Below are 21,891 nucleotides of genomic sequence, written 5' to 3'. Positions count from 1 at the left end.
CTTGAAAATATTAGACAAATACATATTATTTAGATATTTAAAATCAGTGTTTTTTACGCTGTTTATATTGATACCCATTGCGGTGGTAATTGATGTATCTGAAAAAGTAGATAAATTTTTAAGACATGATGATTTAACACTTATCCATATTCTTAAAGATTATTATCTAAACTTTATTATGTATTATGCCAATACATTTTTACCCTTAGCAACATTCATAGCTTGTATTATGTTTACCTCTAAACTGGCAAGTAATACGGAGGTTATTGCCATTAGTAGTGCTAACATTTCTTTTACCAGATTTTTAAGACCTTATTTTATTGGAGCTACTATTTTAGCATTGGTTGCTTTAGGAATGAATCATTTTGTAGTGCCTAAAGGAAATGAAATAAAGTATGCTTTTGAACAAGAATATATTTTTAGCCGAACAGAGAACAGATCGTTTGTTCAAAACTTTAATCTTCAATTAAATGATAGTGCTAAAATCTTTATCAAAAAATTTAGTTTATTAAACCGCAAAGGATATGATTTTTCTTATGCAGAGTTTGATGGGATTAAAATAAAACATAGAGTTGTAGCAGAAAACATAGCTTGGGATAAAGAAAAAGGTAATTTCTTGTTGACTAACTTTACGGAAAGGTTTATACATGATGATAAGGATTCTATTGCGAGTGGTAAGAAAAAAACAATGGTTTTAGATTTTACCCCAGATGATTTAATAGTTTCAGGATCAAAATCTATGGAGATGACTTCTGATAAATTATCAGAGTTTATTGATAAATCTGAAAGGAGAGGAGTAAAGAATTTAAATGCCTATTACGTAGAATTGTATCAACGTACAAGTTTACCCGTTTCAGCATATATCTTAACGTTAATTGCAGTTTCTTTATCTTCAAGAAAAAAACGTGGAGGGACAGGAATCAACTTAGCATTGGGAATTGGAATGATGTTTATGTACGTCTTTTTTATGAAAGTAGCGGTGGTGTTGGGGTCTGCTCCTAATTCAAATTCTTTGTTGATGGCTTGGTTGCCCAATATTATATTTTCAGCCATCGCAATATATCTATACTTAAGAGAAAAAAAACAAGGATAAAGAATTCTATTTAAAACTTAATTTAACATGTCGTTAATCAAATCAATATCAGGAATACGCGGAACCATTGGAGGAAATGTTGGCGATAATTTAACGCCTTTAGATGCTGTAAAATTTGCAGCTGCCTATGGAACTTGGATCAAAGCAAGAAATAAAGAAGCCAAAGAAATCAATGTTGTGGTGGGTAGAGATGCTCGTATTTCAGGAGCAATGATCAGTAGTTTGGTTACCAATACTTTAATTGGTTTGGGAATCAATGTAATTGATTTAGGTTTGTCTACCACGCCAACGGTAGAAGTATCCGTTCCTTTAGAAAAAGCACATGGAGGAATTATTTTAACCGCATCACACAATCCAAAACAGTGGAATGCATTAAAATTATTAAACGAAAAAGGGGAATTTTTAAACGGAGCAGATGGATTAGAAATTTTAGACTTTGCTGAAAAAGACGCTTATACATTTGCTGAGGTTGATGATTTAGGAACTTATAAGGAAGACAACTCTTATGTTGAAAAACACATCAATGAAGTATTAAATTTAGAATTAGTTGATGTTGATGCCATCAAAAAAGCAGGGTTTAAAGTGGTTTTAGATGCAGTGAATTCAACAGGAGGGATTTTTATCCCCGCTTTGTTAGAAAAGTTAGGGGTGGAGTGCGTAAAATTATATTGTGAACCTAACGGACAGTTTCCCCACAACCCAGAACCTTTAAAAGAACATTTAGGAGACATATCTAAATTGGTAGTAGAAGAAAAAGCAGATTTTGGAATTGTAGTAGATCCTGATGTAGACAGACTTGCGTTAATTAGCGAAGATGGTTCTATGTTTGGAGAAGAATATACTTTGGTTGCTTGTGCGGATTATGTACTAGGGCAATTAGGAGGAGGAAATACGGTTTCAAACTTGTCTTCCTCTAGAGCTTTGAGAGATGTTACCGTAAAACACGGAGGAACTTATACCGCAAGTGCTGTGGGAGAAGTGAATGTGGTAACTGCCATGAAAGAAACCAATACTGTTATTGGTGGAGAAGGAAATGGAGGGATTATTTACCCAGCTTCTCACTATGGTCGTGATTCATTGGTAGGAGTAGCTTTGTTTTTATCTCATTTAGCAAAATCAGGAAAATCTTGTAAAGAGTTAAGAGATTCTTACCCTGAATATTATATGAGTAAGAATAAAATTGAGTTGACTCCAACTTTAGATGTAGATGCTATTTTAGAACAAATGGCAGAGAAATACAAAAATGAGGAAGTGAATACCATAGACGGAGTAAAAGTTGATTTTGCTGATGAGTGGTTACATTTAAGAAAATCGAATACAGAACCGATTATTAGAATTTATACAGAAAGTGGTTCTCAAGAAACAGCAGATGCTTTGGCTTTAAGAGCTATTTATGAAATTAAAGTAATTGCTGGTTTGTAAATTAGATTTTGATGATGGATTTACAAGAACACTATAAAAAGTTATACGATGAATCCATCATCAAAATAATTGCCGATGATTATCAAATAGATACTTTAATAGAAAATCCAAATGATTTAAGGTTTGGAATTACCTTGGTCATCAGACCTTCTGAAGAAGTAAAGAGCAATATCCAGTTGTTTTTAAACGAATTAAAATCGGTTGAGCCTCATCAGTATTATTATCAAAATGGTGATATTCATATTACGGTAATGTCTATCATTTCTTGTTATCAAGGTTTTGAATTAAATACTATTAATGTTGAGGAGTATGTCAAAATCATCAAAAAAAGTTTAGAAGGGTTTAGTGCTACCAAAATTCAATTTAAAGGAATTACCGCTTCTCCATCTTGTATTTTGGTGCAAGGTTTTATGGAGAATGATGTCATCAATAATTTTAGAAATCGATTAAGAGAAAACTTTAAAGTATCATCCTTAGAACAAAGTATAGATAAAAGATATGCTATCCAAACAGCGCATAGCACAGTTGTAAGATTCAAAAAAAAGTTTACTTGTAAAAATGATTTTTTAAAAATAATTGAGAAGTACAGAAATGTTGATTTTGGATCTTTTGAAGTTAGCGCAATAGAATTGGTTTATAATGATTGGTACCAGAGAGAAAAAAAGGTTAAAAAATTGACTGTATTTAAAGTTTAATAAGCTTATAAAAGGACCTTTTAATATCTAATAACTCAAATCTCACATCCAAATTATAATAGTACCTTTGCAAAGAAATTAAATACTAAAATTTTGAAAAATTTTAAAGAATTAGGGGTTTCAGACGATTTTATACAATCGATGAAAGAAATGGGCGTAAAGACTCCTACGGAAATTCAGTACAGAACCATTCCTAAGTTGTTAGAAGGACAAATAGATTACATTGGGAAAGCACAAACAGGAACGGGTAAAACCATTGCTTTTGGATTGCCATTGTTGCAAAAAATAAATCCCAAAAAAGGTCAAATTCAAGCATTGGTGTTAGCACCTACACGTGAATTGGCTCAGCAAATAAAAAAGCAATTGTTTAAGTTGACCAAATATTCATCAGAAAGAATATTTTGTGAAGCGGTTTACGGAGGAGAAAAAATAGACATTCAAATGGAAAGGTTAGAAAGAACTACTCATGTGGTAGTGGCTACGCCTGGGCGTTTGTGTGATTTGTTAGACAGAGCTGCCATTGATATTAGCAATATTAAAATGTTGGTGTTAGACGAAGCTGATGAAATGTTAAGTATGGGATTTTTACCAGACTTAAATAGAATTTTAAAATATTCTACTGCCTCTAAAAATACTTGGTTGTTTTCTGCAACGTTTCCAAATGCTTTAAATAGTTTGGTAAAAACTTATATGCATACGCCTGTTCGTGTTGAGGTAGAAGCAGATCAATTAATCAATGGAGATATTTCTCATAAATTTATTACCACTACTATTGGTCAAAAATTAGATGTTTTGATCAGTTTTGTAGAGAGTAGAGGATTGGAGAAAGGAATTGTGTTTTGTAAAACAAAATTAGGAGCTCAAAAACTTAAAGAGGAATTGTCTGAAGAAGGATTTTCAGCTGTTGCTTTAGAAGGCGATATGGGACAACGAGATAGAGAAAAATCTTTACGTTCTTTTAAAAATGGTGCAAGTCAGTTGTTAATTTGTACTGATGTGGCTGCCAGAGGAATTGATGTGCCAAATGTAAATTATGTAATTCATTATCAGTTACCAGAAAATACTGAGTATTTTGTTCATAGAAGTGGTAGAACAGCTAGGGGAGGAAACAAAGGTTTGTCTTTAGCCATTGTGTTGTCTAAAGAATTAGAGCAATTACAAGCGTTACAAAAAGAGTTCAAAATTCATTTTGGAAAATATACGATAGCTTAAATAAAAAAATCCCAACTTATATAGTTGGGATTTTTTTAATTTATAATTAAGAGTTTACTCAAAGCATTTTTCTACAACTTCTTTCATTACTGAGTATGAGGTTGAAGCTCCAGGAGAAGCTCCTAATAAAGCAGCGATAGATTTGTCTTTGGCTACAATAATTTCGGTACCAAATTCTAATTTACCTCTTAATTTTTTATCTTTTTTAATAATTTGCACACGTTGACCTGCAACTACTACTTTCCAATCTTCATCTTTTGCTTCAGGATAGAATTCTCTTAGCATTTCCATTCTATCTTCAAACTTTAATTTTACTTGTTTTACCAAATATCCAACCAGTGGTAAGTTGTGATAACCAGCTCCTAAAAGACTCATGATGTTGTCAAATTCTACAGATTTAGGTAAATCAAAATGAGAACCGTGTTTTAAGAATTTAGTAGTAAAACCAGCATATGGACCAAATAGTAATTCTTTTCTTCCGTTAATCATTCTAGTATCCATGTGTGGTACAGACATAGGGGGGGAACCTTTTTTAGCTTTACCATATACTTTTGCGTGGTGTTGTTCTATAATTTCAGGATTGGTACAACGTAACCACAATCCACTAATAGGGAAACCACCATAACCTCTAGCTTCTCTAATTCCAGATTTTTCTAATAATGATAAGGCACCACCACCAGCACCAATAAATACATAGTTTGAAACAATTTTCCAGTGTTTACCTACATTTTGACCTTTAACACTTAACAACCAACGTTTGTTTTCTGTTTTTTGTAAGTTTAGAACGTTACTATCATTTACCAAATTAACATTAGGTTGTTTTCCTAGGTAACGGAAAATTTGTTCTGCAATTTCACCAAAGTTAACATCGTAACCTTCTTTCATATAGGTTGCAGCAACAGTAGATCTTTTGCTACGCTTTTCCATCATTAATGGAATCCATTCTTTAATTTGCTCTCTATCTTTAGAAAAAATCATGTCTTTAAAAGGTTCTGTTTCTTTTAAAACATTCCACCTTTTTTCTAAAAAATCAACATCTTTTTTTCCTTGAACAAAACTAATATGAGGAACAGGAGAAAGACATTTTTTTAAGTTTTGAATGTATCCTTTTTCAGCACAATCCTTCCAGAATTCTAAGGTGTTGTAAAATTGTTTAGCGGTTTTTAAGGCTTTAGAAGGATCTATTTCCCCATTTTTTTCAGGCGTGTAATTTAGTTCACAATTTCCTGCATGTCCAGTTCCTGCATTGTTCCAGGCTTCAGAACTTTCTTCAGCCATTTTAGGGAGTTTTTCAATTACAGTAATTGTTTTACCAGGAAACTTTTCGTAAAGTAATATAGCCAATGTGGCACTCATAATTCCTCCACCAATCAATACAAAATCAGAATGTTTTATGGTTGTAGTTTTAGCCATTATGGAAATTTATTAGTTGATTTTTTTTTGTTCATGCAAAGGTAATGGATTACAATAAAATATAAACTCTTAATAGGGCTTAAGATATCTGTATTTTAGCAAGAATATAAAAATTTAACAACTGCGTATTTTTATTAAAAAAATCCCTACTCAATTAGTTAAGATTTTTTTTGACCATTTCTTTTTTCAATCTTTATTTTAGTTTGTAAAAGCAGATACAACTAGTATATCATTTTAGGAGTAAAAAATAATTCTTTTAGTGTTAAATCATTATTTCTGTTTAGTCTTCCTAATATTTTAAAGAACACAATAGCGGTAATATAGGCATCTCCAGAAGCTGTGTGTCTGTCTTTCTTTTTTACCTTTAATTCATCACAAACATCATCCAAACTAAAAACTTTGGTAAAAGCTTCTGCATATAATTGATGTTTGGTTTTTTTAAAAAGAATACCAGTATCTAAAACTTTATTTTTCAATTTAGGAAGTCCCATTCTTTTTAGCGCATAATTTACACATGCTACATCAAAACTAATATGGTGTCCCACCAATATCGCTCCCTCAATATAAATAAGAAAATCTTTAATAGCTTGTTCTTCGCTTATTTTTTTTTGTTTTCCTTTTTTAAGTAGACCATGTATGGCAACACTTTCTCTGTTAAAAACATCTTGTTCCAAGTAAACTTCAAAATTATCTTTTACCTCAATGGTGTTTCCCCTAATGATCACGGCTCCCATAGATAAAATTCTATCCTCTTTAGGATTTAGGCCCGATGTTTCACAATCAAAAACAACAAATTTAGATTCTTCAATACTTTTGGTTGGAATGTTTTTTAAAGATTCAACATACGTTTTCCAATAGTCTGGTAGGTGTCTTTTTTTTAAGAAATATGCTATGTTTTTTTTGATGTAATTCCACATAGATTTATTTTATAAAGTAGGTTGGAAACGAATGGTGATGACTTCTTGAATACTTTTAATAGGCTTAAAACAACGTCTTAATTTTACTTTGTCTGACTTGGTTAAATTCTCTAGTTTGATAAATTTTCCATCGTCTTCACCTAGTGTTGTCAATCCGTTTTTGGTTTTATATTTTAACAAAGCTTTAAAAGCATAAGCACAAGCTTCATATATTTCAGCATTCTGAGGTTCTAATTCTCTTAGCTTATAATATCTTTCAGCAGTATTATTAATCCCTTGTAAATTGTGTTGCAAGGTTAAAATTCTGGCAGCATCAATCAATGGCATTAAAGCTCTTTGTTTAATATTAAAATGATCTTTATGAGCTCCATCTTGATCGACTAAAAATTGTCTAAAAAAACCAAGTGGACTTGGACTTTTTAAAGCATCCTTGGCCATAAACATAAAAAATCTATTGTTGTTTTCAGTGCTTTCATGTACAATGGCTGTCATGTCGTTTACCAATTCTTTATCACCATAAACAAAATTGAAATCAAAAAAGATGGCACTCAGTAAGATGTTTTTTTCAGTAGGATTAAAAATCCAATCTTTAAACTGGCTTTCCCATTCTTTTTTAGATAAGCACCATTTTGGATTACTCGCCATCATTTCTGCTGGACAATATTCATAACCAATTGAGTGTAGATTTTTATTGATTATAGTAGCAAGTTCTAAGAAAAAAGATCTGATGCTCTCTAATTTATCATCAGGCACATCTTCAAAAATAATTCCGTTATCTTGATCTGTTGGCACCAATTGTTCCTTTCTACCTTGACTACCTAAGGCAAATAAAGCAAATCGTACTGGAGGTGTTTTGTTTAGCTCTTTAATAGATATCTCAACTGCTTTCTGATTAATAGTTTCATTTAGTTCCGCTACAACAGTAAGAGTGTGGGTAAATGAAATATGTTGATTAATAAACCTTGTTAAAAGATCATTCAGTTGCTGTCTTAAATCTCTTAGTCTAGGAATGGTTCTGGCTCTACTAATTTGTTTTAATAAAATAGCAGGATTGTTACTTAAAGAGGCTACAATATCCTGCTGAGTTAACATTCCTAACAATTTACTGTCGGGCGTACCATCTTTGGTTACACATACGTTTCCTATTTTATTTTTAAGCATAATAATTTGTGCTTCAGCAATAGAAATATCTGGCGAAGCAGTAATTACGGGAGAAGACATAATTTTTTTTACATTCTGATCTATGGTAAATTTTCCAGTAGCAACTTTATGCAATAAATCTTTGTTGGTGATAACTCCTGCAGGTTTGTCTTTTTTCAACACAAAAATAGAGCTGATTTTATTTTCACTCATAATGGTGGCAGCCTCTTGGATGGTAGATTTATGATTGCAACAAACCGCTGTGGTCATTAAATTGCTGATTTTAGAACTAAAGTAATCTGTGTTGGTGGTTCTTTTATAATCGGCAAAAATTCGTTCGTTGTCTTCTTGAGAAAATCTTGTAGCAGAGTTACTAGCAAATCGAGTAATTAGATACTTACTAACCTCAGAATTGTTTTCAAATTGTTTATTAAAATTCTGAATAGGAATGGCATAAACAATAGATTCTTCATAAGCCTTTGCGTTTAAGGTATAGTTTTCGTTTACAATTAAAGGTCTTAATCCTAATACATCTCCTTCATCACACATTTCAACCTCAATGGTTTTTTCACCTTCTTGTCTGTAAATCCTTATCGCTCCTTGGTTTACGATAAAAAAATGCTCTTTGGGTGGTTTTCCTTGTGTATATAAAGTTTCATCTTTATCTAAGTAAATCACCCTAGTGTCTTCTGCAAGTTTATATAATTCGTTATAAGGTAAGTTGTCAAAAGGAGGGTACATTTTAATAAAATCAGTAATCCTTTCTGCAATGGTATTTTTCATTTTAAATTTCTTTCAGTTTTTTGATGATGTAATCATAGTACTCATGGCTATGGGGTACATAGATTTTATCATCTATATAATTTTTTTCTAGCTCTTGAATGTCAATTAGCTTTAGGTCAGATACTTCTTCTTTTTGAGGAGTGAGTTCTTTAATAGGACATTTTAATTTGGCAAGGTAGATATGATGAATTTCATAATCAATCATTCCGTTAGGATGTTGATGTTTTTCTTCAAAAATTCCGATAGAGATTAAATCATTCTGTTCAATTGTTAAATCAATCTCTTCTTTAACTTCTCTAACCGCTGCTGATTTTGGATCTTCTCCAGAAGCAATATGTCCTGCAACCGAAACATCCCATAAATTAGGAAAGGTATCCTTATCTTCTTTCCTTTTCTGAATCAGTATTTTTTGATTTTCTGCATAGAACCAAATATGCACACTGGCATGTAAAATTCCATTTTGATGAGCAAAGCTTTTTAAGCAAGCATTTCCGGTAGGTTCTCCTTGTAAATTTACAATATCAATTAGTTCATCCATGGCTAAAAAAGAAACAATATATACGTAAAGATACTATCTTTTTATTTGTAATTTTACACCCTTATTTAGATAAATATTTGAATGAAATATCCTGAAAATGAATTGGCTCAAATGGTCATTGCTTCCTGTGTCGCCAATCATGTAAACGAGGTCGTAATATCGCCGGGCTCTCGTAACGCCCCATTAACCATTGGTTTTAGTCAAGTTTCAACTATGAATACTTATAGTGTTGTAGATGAGCGTTGTGCTGCCTTTGTAGCCTTGGGTATGGCTCAAAAAACACAAAAAGCTACGGCAATTACCTGTACTTCTGGTTCTGCTTTGTTAAACTATTATCCGGCAGTGGCAGAAGCTTATTATGGAGATATTCCTTTGATTGTTATCTCTGCTGATAGACCCAAACACATGATTGATGTGGGAGATGGACAAACCATTCGTCAAGAAGGAGTTTTTAAAAATCATATTTTGTTTGAAGCCAATTTAACAGTCATTCAAAATGATATGGATAGGGCTTATAATAAACTCTTATTGTTTAAGGCAATTAAAATAGCCAATGAACAAAAAGGTCCCGTACATATTAATGTGCCTTTTGATGAACCTTTGTATAATTTAGTTGATAACCTATTAAGTTACCCTGTGGTTGAGAAACCAGAACCACAATTGGTAAACGAAAAAGTTCTGGAGCTAAAAGAATTAGAGTCTATTGTAGAAATTTGGAATAAGGCAACTAAAAAAATAGTTTTGATTGGGGTTCATCAGCCAAGTGAATTGTTACAAATACAAATAGATTATTTGTTAAAAGATCCATCGGTTTTAGTACTTACAGAAACCACATCAAACATCAATAACAAAAATGTAATCAATAGTATTGATCAATTTTTAGCAGGACTTACTGAAGATGATAAAAACTTTTATCAACCAGATATTTTGTTAAGTATAGGTGGTTTGGTGGTGTCTAAAAGAATTAAGCAATATTTTAGAACTTTTAAACCAAAGCATCATTTTGTAGTGCATCCAACGGTTGGTTATGATACATTTAATTGTTTAACTCAACATTTTAAACTTTCTACAGAATTATTTTTTAGTCAGTTTTTTTGGTTGACAAAATCTGTTCAAAGTAATTTTCAATCTACTGGTTTAGCGGTCAAAAAATTAAGAAAAAAAGCACATCAAAAATATATAGATACGGTTAAATATTCTGATTTTAAAGTGTTTGATTTGGTAAACAAGTCTTTACCTTTGCAATCAGTATTACAACTAAGTAATAGTGCTACGGTACGTTATGCTCAGTTGTTTGATATTGATGATAGCATTTCTGTTTTTTGTAATAGGGGAACTAGTGGAATTGATGGAAGTACTTCAACGGCTATTGGTTATGCAATGAAATCAGAAAAACAAGTCACCTTGGTCACGGGAGATTTAGGTTTTTTGTATGATAGTAATGCGTTGTGGAATAATTACATTCCAGCTAATTTTAGAATTGTAATTGTCAATAATAATGGAGGAGGTATTTTTAAAATTTTACCAGGCCCCAAACAAACACCAGCATTGTCATATTTTGAAACGCCACATCATTTAACAGCCGAGCATTTGGCAAAAATGTATGGTTTTGAATATTTAGCAACCACTAATGTTGAAAATACAGAAAAAGGGTTGGCTACTTTTTATGAAGAAAGTAAGCAACCAAAAATATTAGAAGTTTTTACCCCTAGCCATAGCAATGATGAGGTGTTAAAAACTTATTTTGAAAAGTTTAAAGCATAAAATTATGGAAGAGTTTGAAGTAGGACAAGAGGTAGGAATAGTGGTAGGAAGTTTTTCTAAGATAGGAATTACTGTTTTGGTTGATGAAGTTTGTGAAGGAATGTTATATAGCAATGAAGTGTACCAACGTTTAGAAGAAGGACAAAGGTTAAAAGGATATGTTAAAAAAGTAAGAGACGATGGTAAGTTGGATATTTCCTTACAGCCAATTGGTTTTAGAAACAGCATTACCAAGTTTCAAGTACAGATTTTAAATGCATTAAGAGCTCATAATGGGTTTTTACCTATTACAGATAAATCTGAACCAGATACCATTAAGTACGAATTGGGAATGAGTAAAAAAGCTTTTAAGAATGCTGTAGGTGGTTTGTATAAAAACAAAGTGGTGGTTTTAGAAGAAAACGGAATTCGTTTGCTTGAGCATACCAACTAGAATAAAACAAAAAAAATCAGCCAATTGGCTGATTTTTTTGTTTTATAAAGGAGCTTTTATAACCCGTTAGCATTTTTCCATTTAGTATAATCACTTTGTAGGTTTTTACCCCAGTTACCATACCATGAGTATCCATTTCTTCTTTCATAAGATATTTCTGCAATGGTTTTTCTTGGGCCACCTCCTTCACTGTCTTTTACTCTACTACAGAAAAAAGGTTGATTAGGTTCAAATTCATTAAATAGAGTTTCATATTGGTTTCCTGTATAGTCATCTAAAGTATAAAATCTTCCCCACATTACATTTCCAGGAGATTCTTTTAATACTTTATCTCCATTCTCTTCTACTAAAGCATATCCTACAATTTTCACTTGATCAAACCAAGCTACTGCTTTTTCAATGGCATCAATAACTTCTGGAGATGGGTTTTCTAGAGACATTAAAAGTTTAATTAGTCCAATTGATTCAGAACCGCTGTTAGATTCTAATTCATAATCTCTAGCCATTGCAGGTTTTAAAGTAACTTCATCATGTTGTGCACACCAAGCAGTTTTGGTTCCATTAACAATTACTTGTGTATCTAAAATCACTTGGATTCCTTTATCAAAAGCAGTTTTGGCTTTGGCTGCATATTCTGCTTTCACAACATCAAAATTATTTTGTTTGTTAAAGATGTCTCTCATAATATTCATCACATTTCCCATAGCATTATCGTTATAGGTAATACGACGACTGTAGTTATTTCTTATTGGGTAATATTGAGGCCATCCACCATTGTCATATTGTGCTTCAAATAAGTAATCAATTCCTCTTTCTGCAGCCTCTAAATAATTAATGTTATCGGTAGCAACATAAGCACTTAATAACGCTCTGATTTCTCCAATAGTGTGGTTGTTGTCAATAGTGGTATCCGTATTGTTTTTTTCGTTTAAAGCCTTTGTTTTTTCAGCTTCGGTTTGTTCTCTATCATAACCTTTAAAATCATTGTAAGGTTCTTTTGGCCATCCACCATTACTACGTTGCCAAAGTAACATGTTTTCTGCTCTTAAGTTGGTTAAAAATATACCAGAAATAGTAACACTCAACTCCCCTTTTATTCCGCTACCATCTGTAGCAGATGCAATTACTTTAACAGTACCATTCTTTTTAGGTATAAGAATTCCTTGGTTAGTAATAGTAGCAATAGAAGTATCAGAAACAGACCAAGAAATAATTTTATTACTGGCGTTGGCAGGTAATACTTCTGCCATATAGGTTTTGTTTTCACCATCACTAATATTGTCATTTCCGGTAATGTTAATTGTTTCTACAACAATTTGTGGTCCTGCTACTCCAGAAATTTTAATTGTTTTTTCTGCTACAATCTCTGATCCATCATCACTTGTTGCCGAAATAGTAACAGTTCCATTTTTTAAAGGGTTTACTATACCCGTTTCAGAAATAAGAGCAATACTACTGTCAGAAATAGACCAAGTTACAGCTCTATTAGTAGCATTACTAGGTAACACAACTACGTTTAGTTTTGTGATACTTCCATCAGTAATATCAGCAGCATTTATGATGATTTTAGTTACCAAAATATCTTTTTCTTCTTCAACAGAATCTGTACTACATGCGCTAAAAACGAATAAGCCCAGTAACAATAGTAATAATCCTTTTAATTTATTCATTGTATATAATTTTGTTTTGTAATCGATTACGAAAGTATTAAAATAAAATAATTATTGTTATTAAATTTTAGTCAAATGCTTTTAAATTTTAAATATAATTCTTTTTTTAATTGTTTTTGTTAAGGGGTGGTTTGATGAATGCTATTATTTTTAATAAAAATCAATTTTAAAAAACAAGATTTATTTTAATTGGAAAGGGTATAAAATTTGATATAAAATCTGTCGTATTATAAATTATAATTTAGATGAGGACAATCATTTTACTAATTTCAGTAGTTGTTTTAATATCTTGTAATTCTTCTCAAAAAAAGCAAGAAGAACAAGTAAAAAAAGAACCTGTTAAAGTCGAAAACAAGTTAGATTTAGAAGTTTATGATTTTAATGGTTTTGAGAAGTTTTTAAACAAAAAAGATGGAAAAATCTATGTGATTAATTTTTGGGCTACTTGGTGTGCTCCCTGTGTTAAAGAATTACCATATTTTGAAAAATTAAAAGAATTATATAAGGATAAAGGAGTTGAGATTCTTTTGGTCAGTTTAGATTTTCCTAATCAATATGATTCTAAATTAAAACCATTTATTATAGATAAAAAAATAACATCAAAAGTAATTGCTTTAGATGATGTTGATATGAATACATGGATTCCAAAAGTAAATGAAAATTGGTCTGGTGCATTACCAGCCACCATTATTTATAAAAATGATGAAAGTAAATTTTTTGAACAATCTTTTACATATGAAATATTAGAAAATGAAGTCAAACAATTTTTAAAATAAACCCTATGAAAACAATTAAAATTTTATCGTTATTAACACTTGTGGTAGTCATAAGTGCATTTACAATTAACAAATCAAATTTAACAACTGGTTATAGTGTAGGAGATGTTGCCGAAGATTTTTCTTTAATGAATGTTGATGGTAACATGGTTTCGTTGTCTGATTATAAAGATGCCAAAGGTTTTATTGTCACTTTTACCTGCAATACTTGTCCGTATGCAGTAGGTTACGAGGACAGAATTATAGCGTTGAACAATAAATATGCTTCTAAAGGATATCCTGTAATTGCAATTATGCCTAACAATACAGATGTAAAGCCAGGAGATGATTTAGCAGCGATGAAACAAAGAGCATTGGACAAAGGTTTTACCTTTCCTTATTTAATTGATAAGGAGCAAAAAGTATATCCTAAATATGGTGCAACAAAAACACCACATATATTTGTTATTCAAAAAACAAAAAAAGGAAATGTCGTAAAATATATTGGTGCCATTGATGACAATTACAAAGATGCCAATGCTGTAAAAGTAAAGTATACAGAAAATGCTGTAGATGCTTTATTAGCAGGAAAAGAAGTTCCTGTAAAAGAAACTAGGGCTATTGGCTGTAGTATTAAGAAGTAAAAAAATATAACATCCCTGAGCATATGCTTGGGGATTTTTATTGATTATTGTATCTGTCATAAATTTGAGAGATATTTATAGAAGTTTCATCTCCTTTATGAATTAATAAACGATAACGTAAGGTAATTGGCTTCTTTTGTGATAGTGGAATTGCTGTTGCTCCAGGCGATGGAAAAACAGCATTTTGCATGCTTTTTTTGGTGCGTAATATCCAAGGATTTGGATACCCAGGATTGTTTGGGTGACATAAAATAGCAATTCCATTCGATGTATTTTTATCGTCAAAACTTTCAGAAATATCAATCCACCCTTTAGAGTTTACAGGTAAATTTTTAGGGATTACTGTTCCTTGTGGCCCCGTAAATTTGGTGTTTTTAGAAAGTTTAATTCTAGGGGAAAAACCACCATAGCCCTTGGCATCTTCTGATCCACCAATGTGGATATTGGGTTCTAAAGCAATGATGGAAATTTCTATATCAATTTGTCGGTAATTATGTTCTTTAGGATAAACAGTAATTATAGTATTTTCTTTTACTACAGGTTTTTCTTTTCCGTGTTTATCTAGATAAAGATTGGATTTCCAAAGCACCGTAGTTTTAATACTTTTTGCCTTTCTTTTGTCTTTAAGTTTTTTAACATCAGTAATCTCTTGATGAAAATTTTCTAATTCCCAACCATCACCTAAACGTTTTTCTCCAACATATAATTGATGCCAAGCCCAAAATATTCCTCGGTGATGTAAGTGATCTTTTGGAAAATCTTCGGTAAGAACTTTCCCCTCTAAAGAATAGAGTGGATGGATGTAATTGTTTCTAGTATATTTTCCGTTAATTGATTTTTCAGCAATTTGATACACTAATATCGAATCATTTTCTTCGATAAAATAAGCTGCATTTTTTTCAATCTTAAGCTGAATTTTTTGTGCAAATGTATTATTCGTAACTAGCGATAAACAGATTAAAAAATATAAAAAACGCATGTCGTAAAATTCTTAATAATATTGGGTTTGGTAAATATAACCAAAACGATTAAGGATTTGACTTATGCTTAATATTCAAAAGTAGGATTTCCATCCACACAAACAACGGCTGATGGTTGTTGAGGAACAGAGCAGTCAGAACCAATTTCCCATTTTTGATTGTAAGCTTTTTCTGCTTTGGTGTATTGATCAACTAAATTCAGAAACTTACTTACCTCAATGTTTTTGGAATAAGCAATATATTCTTTAGGACCACCACAGGCTTTATTTCCCAACGCAATAAAATCCCACTGGCTACTCTCTTCACAGGATTCGTTTTTTGCCATAGCAGTTATTTTTGTTTTTAATTCCTGTAATTCAGCTAAATCATCTTCTTGATTAGATGCATTTTTTCCGCATGAAAAAATACTTAAGACTAGAAGAAAAACAATCAATTTTAAATTTTTCATAAGTAGTTTGTATATCATTAAGATTAGATTTTTATGCTTTGGTTGCGTAAATATTTTCTAAGTCATAAAAAAAGCCTTTCTAAAATCATAGAAAGGCTTTTTTTAATTATTTCAGAAGAAGTTTCGAAATTAGTTTTGTTTTTTCTGCCATTCCCAAGCAGATTTTAAAGCTGTTTCTAAGCTAAGCTCAGTTTTCCAGTTTAATTCTTTGTTGGCAATAGTAGTATCTGCATAAGCAGCAGTAATATCACCCGCTCTTCTATCTACAATTTTATAATTTAATTTTACTCCGTTAGCATTTTCAAAAGCATTAATCACTTCTAAAACAGAACTTCCTTTTCCTGTACCTACATTAAAAAATTCGTAAGCTTCTTTGTTGTTTTTTTCTATCAAACGGTTTAGCGCAGCAATATGTGCTTTTGCTAAATCTACTACGTGTATATAATCTCTAACAGCAGTTCCATCAGGAGTATCGTAATCATCTCCAAAAACAGATAATTCAGCTCTCATTCCAGCAGCAGTTTGTGTAATAAAAGGAATCAAGTTTTGAGGAACTCCTAAAGGTAATTCTCCAATTTTTACAGATTCATGTGCCCCAACAGGGTTAAAATATCTTAAAGCAATGGCGTTAATTCCATGAGCTTTGGAAGCATCTTGAATAATTTCTTCTCCAATTTGCTTGGTATTTCCATATACAGATTCAGCTTTTTTAACAGGAGCTTTTTCTGTAATAGGCAATTCATCAGCCTGACCATAAACGGTACAAGAAGAAGAAAAAATAAAGTTATCTAACTTTCTGTCTCTCATTTCTTGTAAAATATATACCAAAGCCCCTAAGTTGTTTTCATAATAATCTAAAGGTTTGTGCATACTTTCTCCAACAGCTTTAAAAGCAGCAAAGTGAATAATTCCATCAACTTTATATTTGTCAAAAAAAGCTTTTACATCTGCTTTAATACGTAAGTCAATTTGTTCAAATGCTGGTTTAATTCCTGTAATGTCTGTAATTTGATCTAAAACTTTAATAGTTGTGTTAGATAAATCATCAATTACAACAACGTCAAATCCTGCGTTTTGTAATTCTACTACCGTATGAGATCCAATAAATCCTAAACCTCCCGTAACTAATATTTGCTTAGCCATGTTAATAAGTATTATTTATAAAGTTAAGTACGTTTTTGACAATAAACTCTAGTTGTTCTGTATCTAGAGCAGTATGCATTGGTAAAGATATTACTTGTTGTACCAATGTGTTGGTGTTGTGGTAATTTTCTTCTATAACGTTTTCTTGCTTGTAAGCTTTTTGATTGTGTAGTGGAACAGGGTAATAAATGGCATTAGGAATATTTTGTTCTTTTAAATATTCGTGCAATTCATCTCTTTTTCCATTGGTAATTCTAAGGGTGTATTGATGAAATACATGATTAGAAAATGTAGAGGTAATAGGGGTGATGATATGTGGACAATTGGCAAAAGCATGGTTGTAAAACGCTGCTGCTTGTTGTCTTGCTTTGTTGTAATTATCTAAATGTGGTAATTTGATGTTTAAAATATTGGCCTGAATACTATCCAGTCTAGAATTAACACCAACTACTTCATAATAGTATTTTTGATACATTCCGTGATTGGTAATTCCTTTTAAAGTGTGAGCTAATGCATCATCATTGGTAAAAATAGCTCCGCCATCTCCATAGCATCCTAAGTTTTTTGATGGGAAAAAAGAAGTGGTTCCTATGGTTCCTATGGTTCCTGCTTTTTTTGTAGTTCCATCAGTAAAAATATAATCAGCTCCTAAAGCCTGTGCCGTGTCTTCAATCACATATAAATTGTGTTTTTTAGCTAACTTTAAAATCGCCTCCATGTTGGCACATTGTCCAAACAAATGTACTGGAACAATAGCTTTTGTTTTTGGAGTGATGGCTTTTTCTAAAGCAGTAATGCTGATGTTAAAAGTATCTAATTCAACATCTATTAAAACGGGAGTTAATCCTAATAATTTAATCACTTCTACGGTAGCTGCAAAAGTAAAATCAACAGTAATGACTTCATCACCGGGCTGTAAATTCAGAGCCATGAGAGATATTTGCAAAGCATCGGTTCCATTACCACAAGGAATAACATGTTTTACATTTAAATAATCTGCTAAATTTTGTTTGAAAGTCTGAACTTGAGGTCCATTTATAAAAGAAGTTTGATCTATTACTTGTTGAATAGAATTGTCAATTTGTTCTTTTATGTCTTGGTATTGACTATTTAAGTCAACCATTTGAAGTTTCTTCATCTAGGATAGATTACATTACAAATTAACGAAATTATCGCAAGGTTTCCTAAGTCAAGTGTAAAAGGATTCTTTATCTTTAGGCTACTTTTTAAAAAATAGAATATGAAGATTTTCAAGAAAGTTATCATTGTGGTTTTTTTCCTACTAGTCGGTTTGTCTGTTGGGGTTTATGGATATTTACAATATTTAAAACCTAGCTATAAAGGAACAGCACATATTGATGGAATTCAGAGTACAGAAGTCTATTTTGATAGTATTGGTGTCCCTCATATTTTTGCCAATTCAGAAAAAGATGCCATGACCGTTTTGGGTTATGTACATGCACAAGAACGAATGTGGCAAATGGAATTGTTAAGAAGAATTGCTGCGGGAAGATTATCTGAGATTTTTGGAAAAGATTTGGTAGATGTTGATGTGTTTTTCTCTAATCTCGGAGTTGATGAAACAGTAGAAAAGCAAGTGTTAGCTTTAGATAAAAATCCAAAAGTAAAGGAACTTGTAAATGCTTATTTAAAAGGAATCAATACTTATATGGATGAAGGAGTAACGCCTATTGAATTTTCTTTATTGGGAATTAAAAAAGAACATTACACTCCTAAAGATATTTATTACGTAACGGCATATATGGCTTTTAGTTTTGCCCATGCTTTTAAAACAGATCCGGTTTTAACTCACATAAAAAATAATTTAGGAACAGAATATTTAAAAGATTTGGCTATCGAGGCTGATGAAAACACCGTATATCAAGAAAATTATGATGTAAGAAAAAATAGTATTTCTAGCATCAATAACATTTTAGAAAAATTACCTTTTCCTCAGTTTATAGGAAGCAATGGGTGGGTTTTGGCTCCAGAAAAAACAACCACCGGGAAAGTATTGTTTGAGAATGATCCACATATCGGTTTTGCACAACCACAGGTTTGGTATCAAGCACACATTAAAACACCGACTTATGAAAATTATGGTTTTTACTTAGGCTTGTTTCCTTTTCCGTTGTTAGCACATAATAGAGATTATGCTTTTGGTTTAACCATGTTTGAAAATGATGACATGGATTTTTATCAAATACAACAACATCCTATGTATAAAGACAGATACTTTATGGGAATGGGGTATTATAACTATGATTATCAGAAAAAAACAATTAAAATTAAAGATGAGAAACCAAAAGTTATTACCATTAAAAAAACAGTATTAGGAAACGTTTTTAATGAAAGTGCTAAAAATTTAGATTCATTACCAACGGTAGTACAATGGGTGTACAATGAAAAACCAAATCAAGTATTACAAACAGCTTATGGAATGAACCATGCTAAAAATATTGATGCGTTTGAAAAATCCATCGCTACCTTATCCGCTCCAGGATTGAACTTTGTGTATGGTGATAAAAAAGACAACATAGGATTGTGGTCTGCAGGTCAGCTATACAAACACACATCTCCTAATGTAAATACTAAGTTTGTATTAAACGGAACAGATATTTTTCAATTAGGAAAAGAGTGGTTGCCGTTTAGTAAAAATCCCAAAGCGATTAATCCACCAAAGGGATATTTGTTTACTTCTAATGTACAACCAGAAGCTGTGGATGGAGATTTATATCCAGGATATTATTTGTCGCAAGACAGAGCAGTGGCTATTAAAAAAGGAATTGAGGCAAAAGAAAAATTATCAGTAAGCGATATGAAAAGTATTGCCAATAGTCATACCAATACAACAGCTATAGAAAATATAAAAGCTTTGGTTTATGGAATTGATATTGATGAATTAAATGATTTTGAATTACAGGTGTTAGATAGGTTGGTTAAATGGAAAGGAAATCATGGCTTGGATAATATTGAACCTACCATTTATTATAAATTGACTTTTAGACTTTGGAAAAATACTTTTGAAGATGAATTGGGAGTAGATGATTTTAAAGATTTTGTCAATTCAAATTTATCCAGACGTACTCAAAATAAATACTTAAAAAATCCGAATTCTGTTTGGTGGGACAATGTTACTACTTTGAGAAAAGAAACTTTTAAAGACATTGTAACTACCTCCTTTAAAACATCTGTAGCTGAGTTAAAAACTGGGTTAGGGGATGATATGAACGAATGGAAATGGTCTAAAGTTCACACAGTAACTTATGAACATGCTTTGGCTAAAATGGATTTGCTTAAAAAGATTTTTAACGTTGGTCCATTCCCAATGGTTGGAGGAAATGAAACTATTAATAATTTAATGTTTGATTATACAGAAGAAAATGAATTTAAGGTAAATGCAGGACCTTCTGCTCGTAGAATCATAGATTTTTCTGATATAGAAAATTCTTATGCAGTTACGCCAACAGGTCAGTCAGGATATTTTTTAAGTCCTTTTTATAGCAATCAAACCAACTATTTTAATTCAGGAAAATATTATAAAATGTTGATGAATGAAGAGGAAATTAAAACATCAAGTTTAAAACTAATTTTTAATTAAGTTATTATTAATGAAAGTTATCAATTTTACAGAAATTCAGATCAAACAATACATAGAAGAAATTAGACCGCCTAAAGAGATAAGAAAAGAAGTTGATGTGTCTTATTCCTATGGAAACAATGTTGTTGAAATTTTTGAAATACGTCCTAAATGGGATGATAATAAAGTTATTGAAAATTTTCCAGTAGCTAGAGCTAAGTATGTAAAAAGTAAAAATATTTGGAGAGTTTATTGGATGGATTCTAATGAAAAATGGATTCAATACAAACCAAATTTTGAAGAGCAACACTTTTCAAAAGTTATTGAGGTTATTAAGAAAGATGAGCATGGATGCTTTTGGGGGTAAAAAAAGCTAAGTGCATTTTACATAGAACATTCACCATTGGCAAATTCAGTTTCAACAGTAATATGGTCAAATGGATATTTTTGAAGTACTTTTTTTATCTCTTTTTTAACATTTAACATTTCATTAAAAGAAGTGTTTTCTTTTAGAACTATATGGGTGGTAAATACATGGTGTTCTCCATCTAAAGACCAAATATGTGTGTGGTGGGTACTGTTGATGTTAGCAATACCTAATATTTCTTTTTCAATGGTATCAAGATCAACATCAAAAGGTTGGGCTTGTAAAAACAGATACAAAGTTTCTTTTAATCGTTTGATAACATTCCAAAGAATATAGATGGTAATTAAAATAGAAAGTGCAGGATCTAAATAAGGAATGCCTTTAAAATTTAAGACAATGGCTACAATTAATACAGCTAGCCAACCCAAGACATCTTCCATTAAATGCCAAGACAAAACTCTTTCGTTTAGTGTTTTTCCATTGCTTATTTTCCATGCCGCATAACCATTTACTAACACGCCAAAAATGGCAAAAATTAACATTCCTTGCGCATCAGAATGTTGGGGAGTAATCAATCTGTCAACAGCAGCATAAATCACAAAAATAGATCCTGTAAGTAGTACAAGGCTATTCACCAAAGCCCCCAGTAAAGACAAACGTTTGTAGCCAAAAGTAAAAGTCTTGGTAGGTTTCTTGTTAGATTTTTCTTGCATGTACCATGAAAACCCAAGAGACAAACTATCTCCCAAATCGTGAACAGCATCAGAAATAATAGCCACACTGTTTACATAAAAACCTCCAATGATTTCTAAAATGGTAAAACTTAGGTTTAAAAAGAAAACCGTTCTTATGTTTTTACTTGCATCATGATGGTGGTGGTGATTGTGTGACATT

The 21,891-nt window shown here is 31.6% G+C and carries 20 protein-coding genes; 10 read left to right on the top strand and 10 right to left on the bottom strand.

Annotation, left to right across the window (positions count from 1 at the left end):
* The first annotated feature begins 1 nt into the window (after position 1).
* The 4 genes from QVZ41_RS00420 (at position 2) to QVZ41_RS00405 (ending at position 4,422) form a co-directional block, all read left to right on the top strand.
* The gene (locus QVZ41_RS00420) at positions 2-1,093 is read left to right on the top strand and encodes an LptF/LptG family permease (protein WP_302882585.1); all 1,092 of its coding nucleotides are present in this window, start codon (positions 2-4) and stop codon (positions 1,091-1,093) included.
* A 27-nt stretch (positions 1,094-1,120) separates the two neighbouring features.
* Entirely contained in the window at positions 1,121-2,515 is a 1,395-nt protein-coding gene (gene glmM / locus QVZ41_RS00415) for a phosphoglucosamine mutase (RefSeq protein ID WP_302882584.1), read from the top strand.
* A gap of 14 nt (positions 2,516-2,529) precedes the next feature.
* Positions 2,530-3,210: a 2'-5' RNA ligase family protein gene (locus QVZ41_RS00410; RefSeq protein ID WP_302882583.1), complete on the top strand. Its 681-nt coding sequence runs from the start codon at positions 2,530-2,532 to the stop codon at positions 3,208-3,210.
* 93 nt (positions 3,211-3,303) lie between these two features.
* Positions 3,304-4,422 carry a DEAD/DEAH box helicase gene (locus QVZ41_RS00405; protein ID WP_302882582.1) on the top strand — a complete coding sequence of 373 codons (1,119 nt, stop codon included), beginning with the start codon at positions 3,304-3,306 and terminating at the stop codon, positions 4,420-4,422.
* 54 nt (positions 4,423-4,476) lie between these two features.
* Here QVZ41_RS00405 and mqo read toward each other — a convergent pair whose 3' ends face one another.
* The 4 genes from mqo to QVZ41_RS00385 form a co-directional block, all read right to left on the bottom strand.
* Positions 4,477-5,835, bottom strand: a complete 1,359-nt coding sequence (gene mqo, locus QVZ41_RS00400; protein WP_302882581.1) for a malate dehydrogenase (quinone) — start codon at positions 5,833-5,835, stop codon at positions 4,477-4,479.
* Between the two features lie 221 nt (positions 5,836-6,056).
* Positions 6,057-6,752 (bottom strand): 3'-5' exonuclease, encoded by a 696-nt coding sequence (locus QVZ41_RS00395; RefSeq protein ID WP_302882580.1) that lies wholly within the window; start codon positions 6,750-6,752, stop codon positions 6,057-6,059.
* 9 nt (positions 6,753-6,761) lie between these two features.
* Positions 6,762-8,675 (bottom strand): DUF294 nucleotidyltransferase-like domain-containing protein, encoded by a 1,914-nt coding sequence (locus QVZ41_RS00390; protein WP_302882579.1) that lies wholly within the window; start codon positions 8,673-8,675, stop codon positions 6,762-6,764.
* Position 8,676: 1 nt separating this feature from the next.
* On the bottom strand, positions 8,677-9,213 hold the full coding sequence (locus QVZ41_RS00385) for an NUDIX hydrolase (RefSeq protein ID WP_302882578.1): 537 nt from the start codon (positions 9,211-9,213) through the stop codon (positions 8,677-8,679).
* Positions 9,214-9,294: 81 nt separating this feature from the next.
* Here QVZ41_RS00385 and menD point away from each other — a divergent pair, with 81 nt between their 5' ends.
* Positions 9,295-10,977 carry a 2-succinyl-5-enolpyruvyl-6-hydroxy-3-cyclohexene-1-carboxylic-acid synthase gene (menD, locus tag QVZ41_RS00380; protein ID WP_302882577.1) on the top strand — a complete coding sequence of 561 codons (1,683 nt, stop codon included), beginning with the start codon at positions 9,295-9,297 and terminating at the stop codon, positions 10,975-10,977.
* 4 nt (positions 10,978-10,981) lie between these two features.
* Positions 10,982-11,410, top strand: a complete 429-nt coding sequence (locus QVZ41_RS00375) for a S1 RNA-binding domain-containing protein (RefSeq protein WP_302882576.1) — start codon at positions 10,982-10,984, stop codon at positions 11,408-11,410.
* 56 nt (positions 11,411-11,466) lie between these two features.
* Here QVZ41_RS00375 and pelA read toward each other — a convergent pair whose 3' ends face one another.
* Positions 11,467-13,080 carry a pectate lyase gene (pelA, locus tag QVZ41_RS00370; protein ID WP_302882575.1) on the bottom strand — a complete coding sequence of 538 codons (1,614 nt, stop codon included), beginning with the start codon at positions 13,078-13,080 and terminating at the stop codon, positions 11,467-11,469.
* A gap of 245 nt (positions 13,081-13,325) precedes the next feature.
* Here pelA and QVZ41_RS00365 point away from each other — a divergent pair, with 245 nt between their 5' ends.
* On the top strand, positions 13,326-13,856 hold the full coding sequence (locus QVZ41_RS00365) for a TlpA disulfide reductase family protein (RefSeq protein ID WP_302882574.1): 531 nt from the start codon (positions 13,326-13,328) through the stop codon (positions 13,854-13,856).
* A gap of 5 nt (positions 13,857-13,861) precedes the next feature.
* Positions 13,862-14,479: a thioredoxin family protein gene (locus tag QVZ41_RS00360; RefSeq protein WP_302882573.1), complete on the top strand. Its 618-nt coding sequence runs from the start codon at positions 13,862-13,864 to the stop codon at positions 14,477-14,479.
* A 37-nt stretch (positions 14,480-14,516) separates the two neighbouring features.
* Here QVZ41_RS00360 and QVZ41_RS00355 read toward each other — a convergent pair whose 3' ends face one another.
* From QVZ41_RS00355 to QVZ41_RS00340, 4 genes are all read right to left on the bottom strand, one after another.
* Entirely contained in the window at positions 14,517-15,458 is a 942-nt protein-coding gene (locus tag QVZ41_RS00355) for a DUF6807 family protein (protein WP_302882572.1), read from the bottom strand.
* Between the two features lie 68 nt (positions 15,459-15,526).
* Positions 15,527-15,907 (bottom strand): hypothetical protein, encoded by a 381-nt coding sequence (locus QVZ41_RS00350; protein ID WP_302882571.1) that lies wholly within the window; start codon positions 15,905-15,907, stop codon positions 15,527-15,529.
* Between the two features lie 129 nt (positions 15,908-16,036).
* On the bottom strand, positions 16,037-17,050 hold the full coding sequence (galE, locus tag QVZ41_RS00345; RefSeq protein WP_302882570.1) for a UDP-glucose 4-epimerase GalE: 1,014 nt from the start codon (positions 17,048-17,050) through the stop codon (positions 16,037-16,039).
* A 1-nt stretch (position 17,051) separates the two neighbouring features.
* Positions 17,052-18,188, bottom strand: a complete 1,137-nt coding sequence (locus tag QVZ41_RS00340) for a DegT/DnrJ/EryC1/StrS family aminotransferase (RefSeq protein WP_302882569.1) — start codon at positions 18,186-18,188, stop codon at positions 17,052-17,054.
* Between the two features lie 102 nt (positions 18,189-18,290).
* On the opposite strand from QVZ41_RS00340, the gene QVZ41_RS00335 reads away from it, so the two are divergent.
* Positions 18,291-20,651, top strand: coding sequence for a penicillin acylase family protein (locus QVZ41_RS00335; protein WP_302882568.1), 2,361 nt, complete (start codon positions 18,291-18,293; stop codon positions 20,649-20,651).
* A 10-nt stretch (positions 20,652-20,661) separates the two neighbouring features.
* On the top strand, positions 20,662-20,997 hold the full coding sequence (locus tag QVZ41_RS00330; RefSeq protein WP_302882567.1) for a DUF3024 domain-containing protein: 336 nt from the start codon (positions 20,662-20,664) through the stop codon (positions 20,995-20,997).
* Between the two features lie 17 nt (positions 20,998-21,014).
* Here the strand turns inward: QVZ41_RS00330 and QVZ41_RS00325 are convergent, their stop codons facing one another.
* Positions 21,015-21,890, bottom strand: a complete 876-nt coding sequence (locus QVZ41_RS00325; protein WP_302882566.1) for a cation diffusion facilitator family transporter — start codon at positions 21,888-21,890, stop codon at positions 21,015-21,017.
* Between the last annotated feature and the right edge of the window lies 1 nt (position 21,891).

Origin of the sequence: Wenyingzhuangia gilva (assembly GCF_030519655.1) — a bacterium.
GTDB lineage: Bacteria > Bacteroidota > Bacteroidia > Flavobacteriales > Flavobacteriaceae > Wenyingzhuangia > Wenyingzhuangia gilva.
Note: the sequence above shows the minus strand (reverse complement) of the source record. Positions and strands in the feature narration are given on the sequence as shown.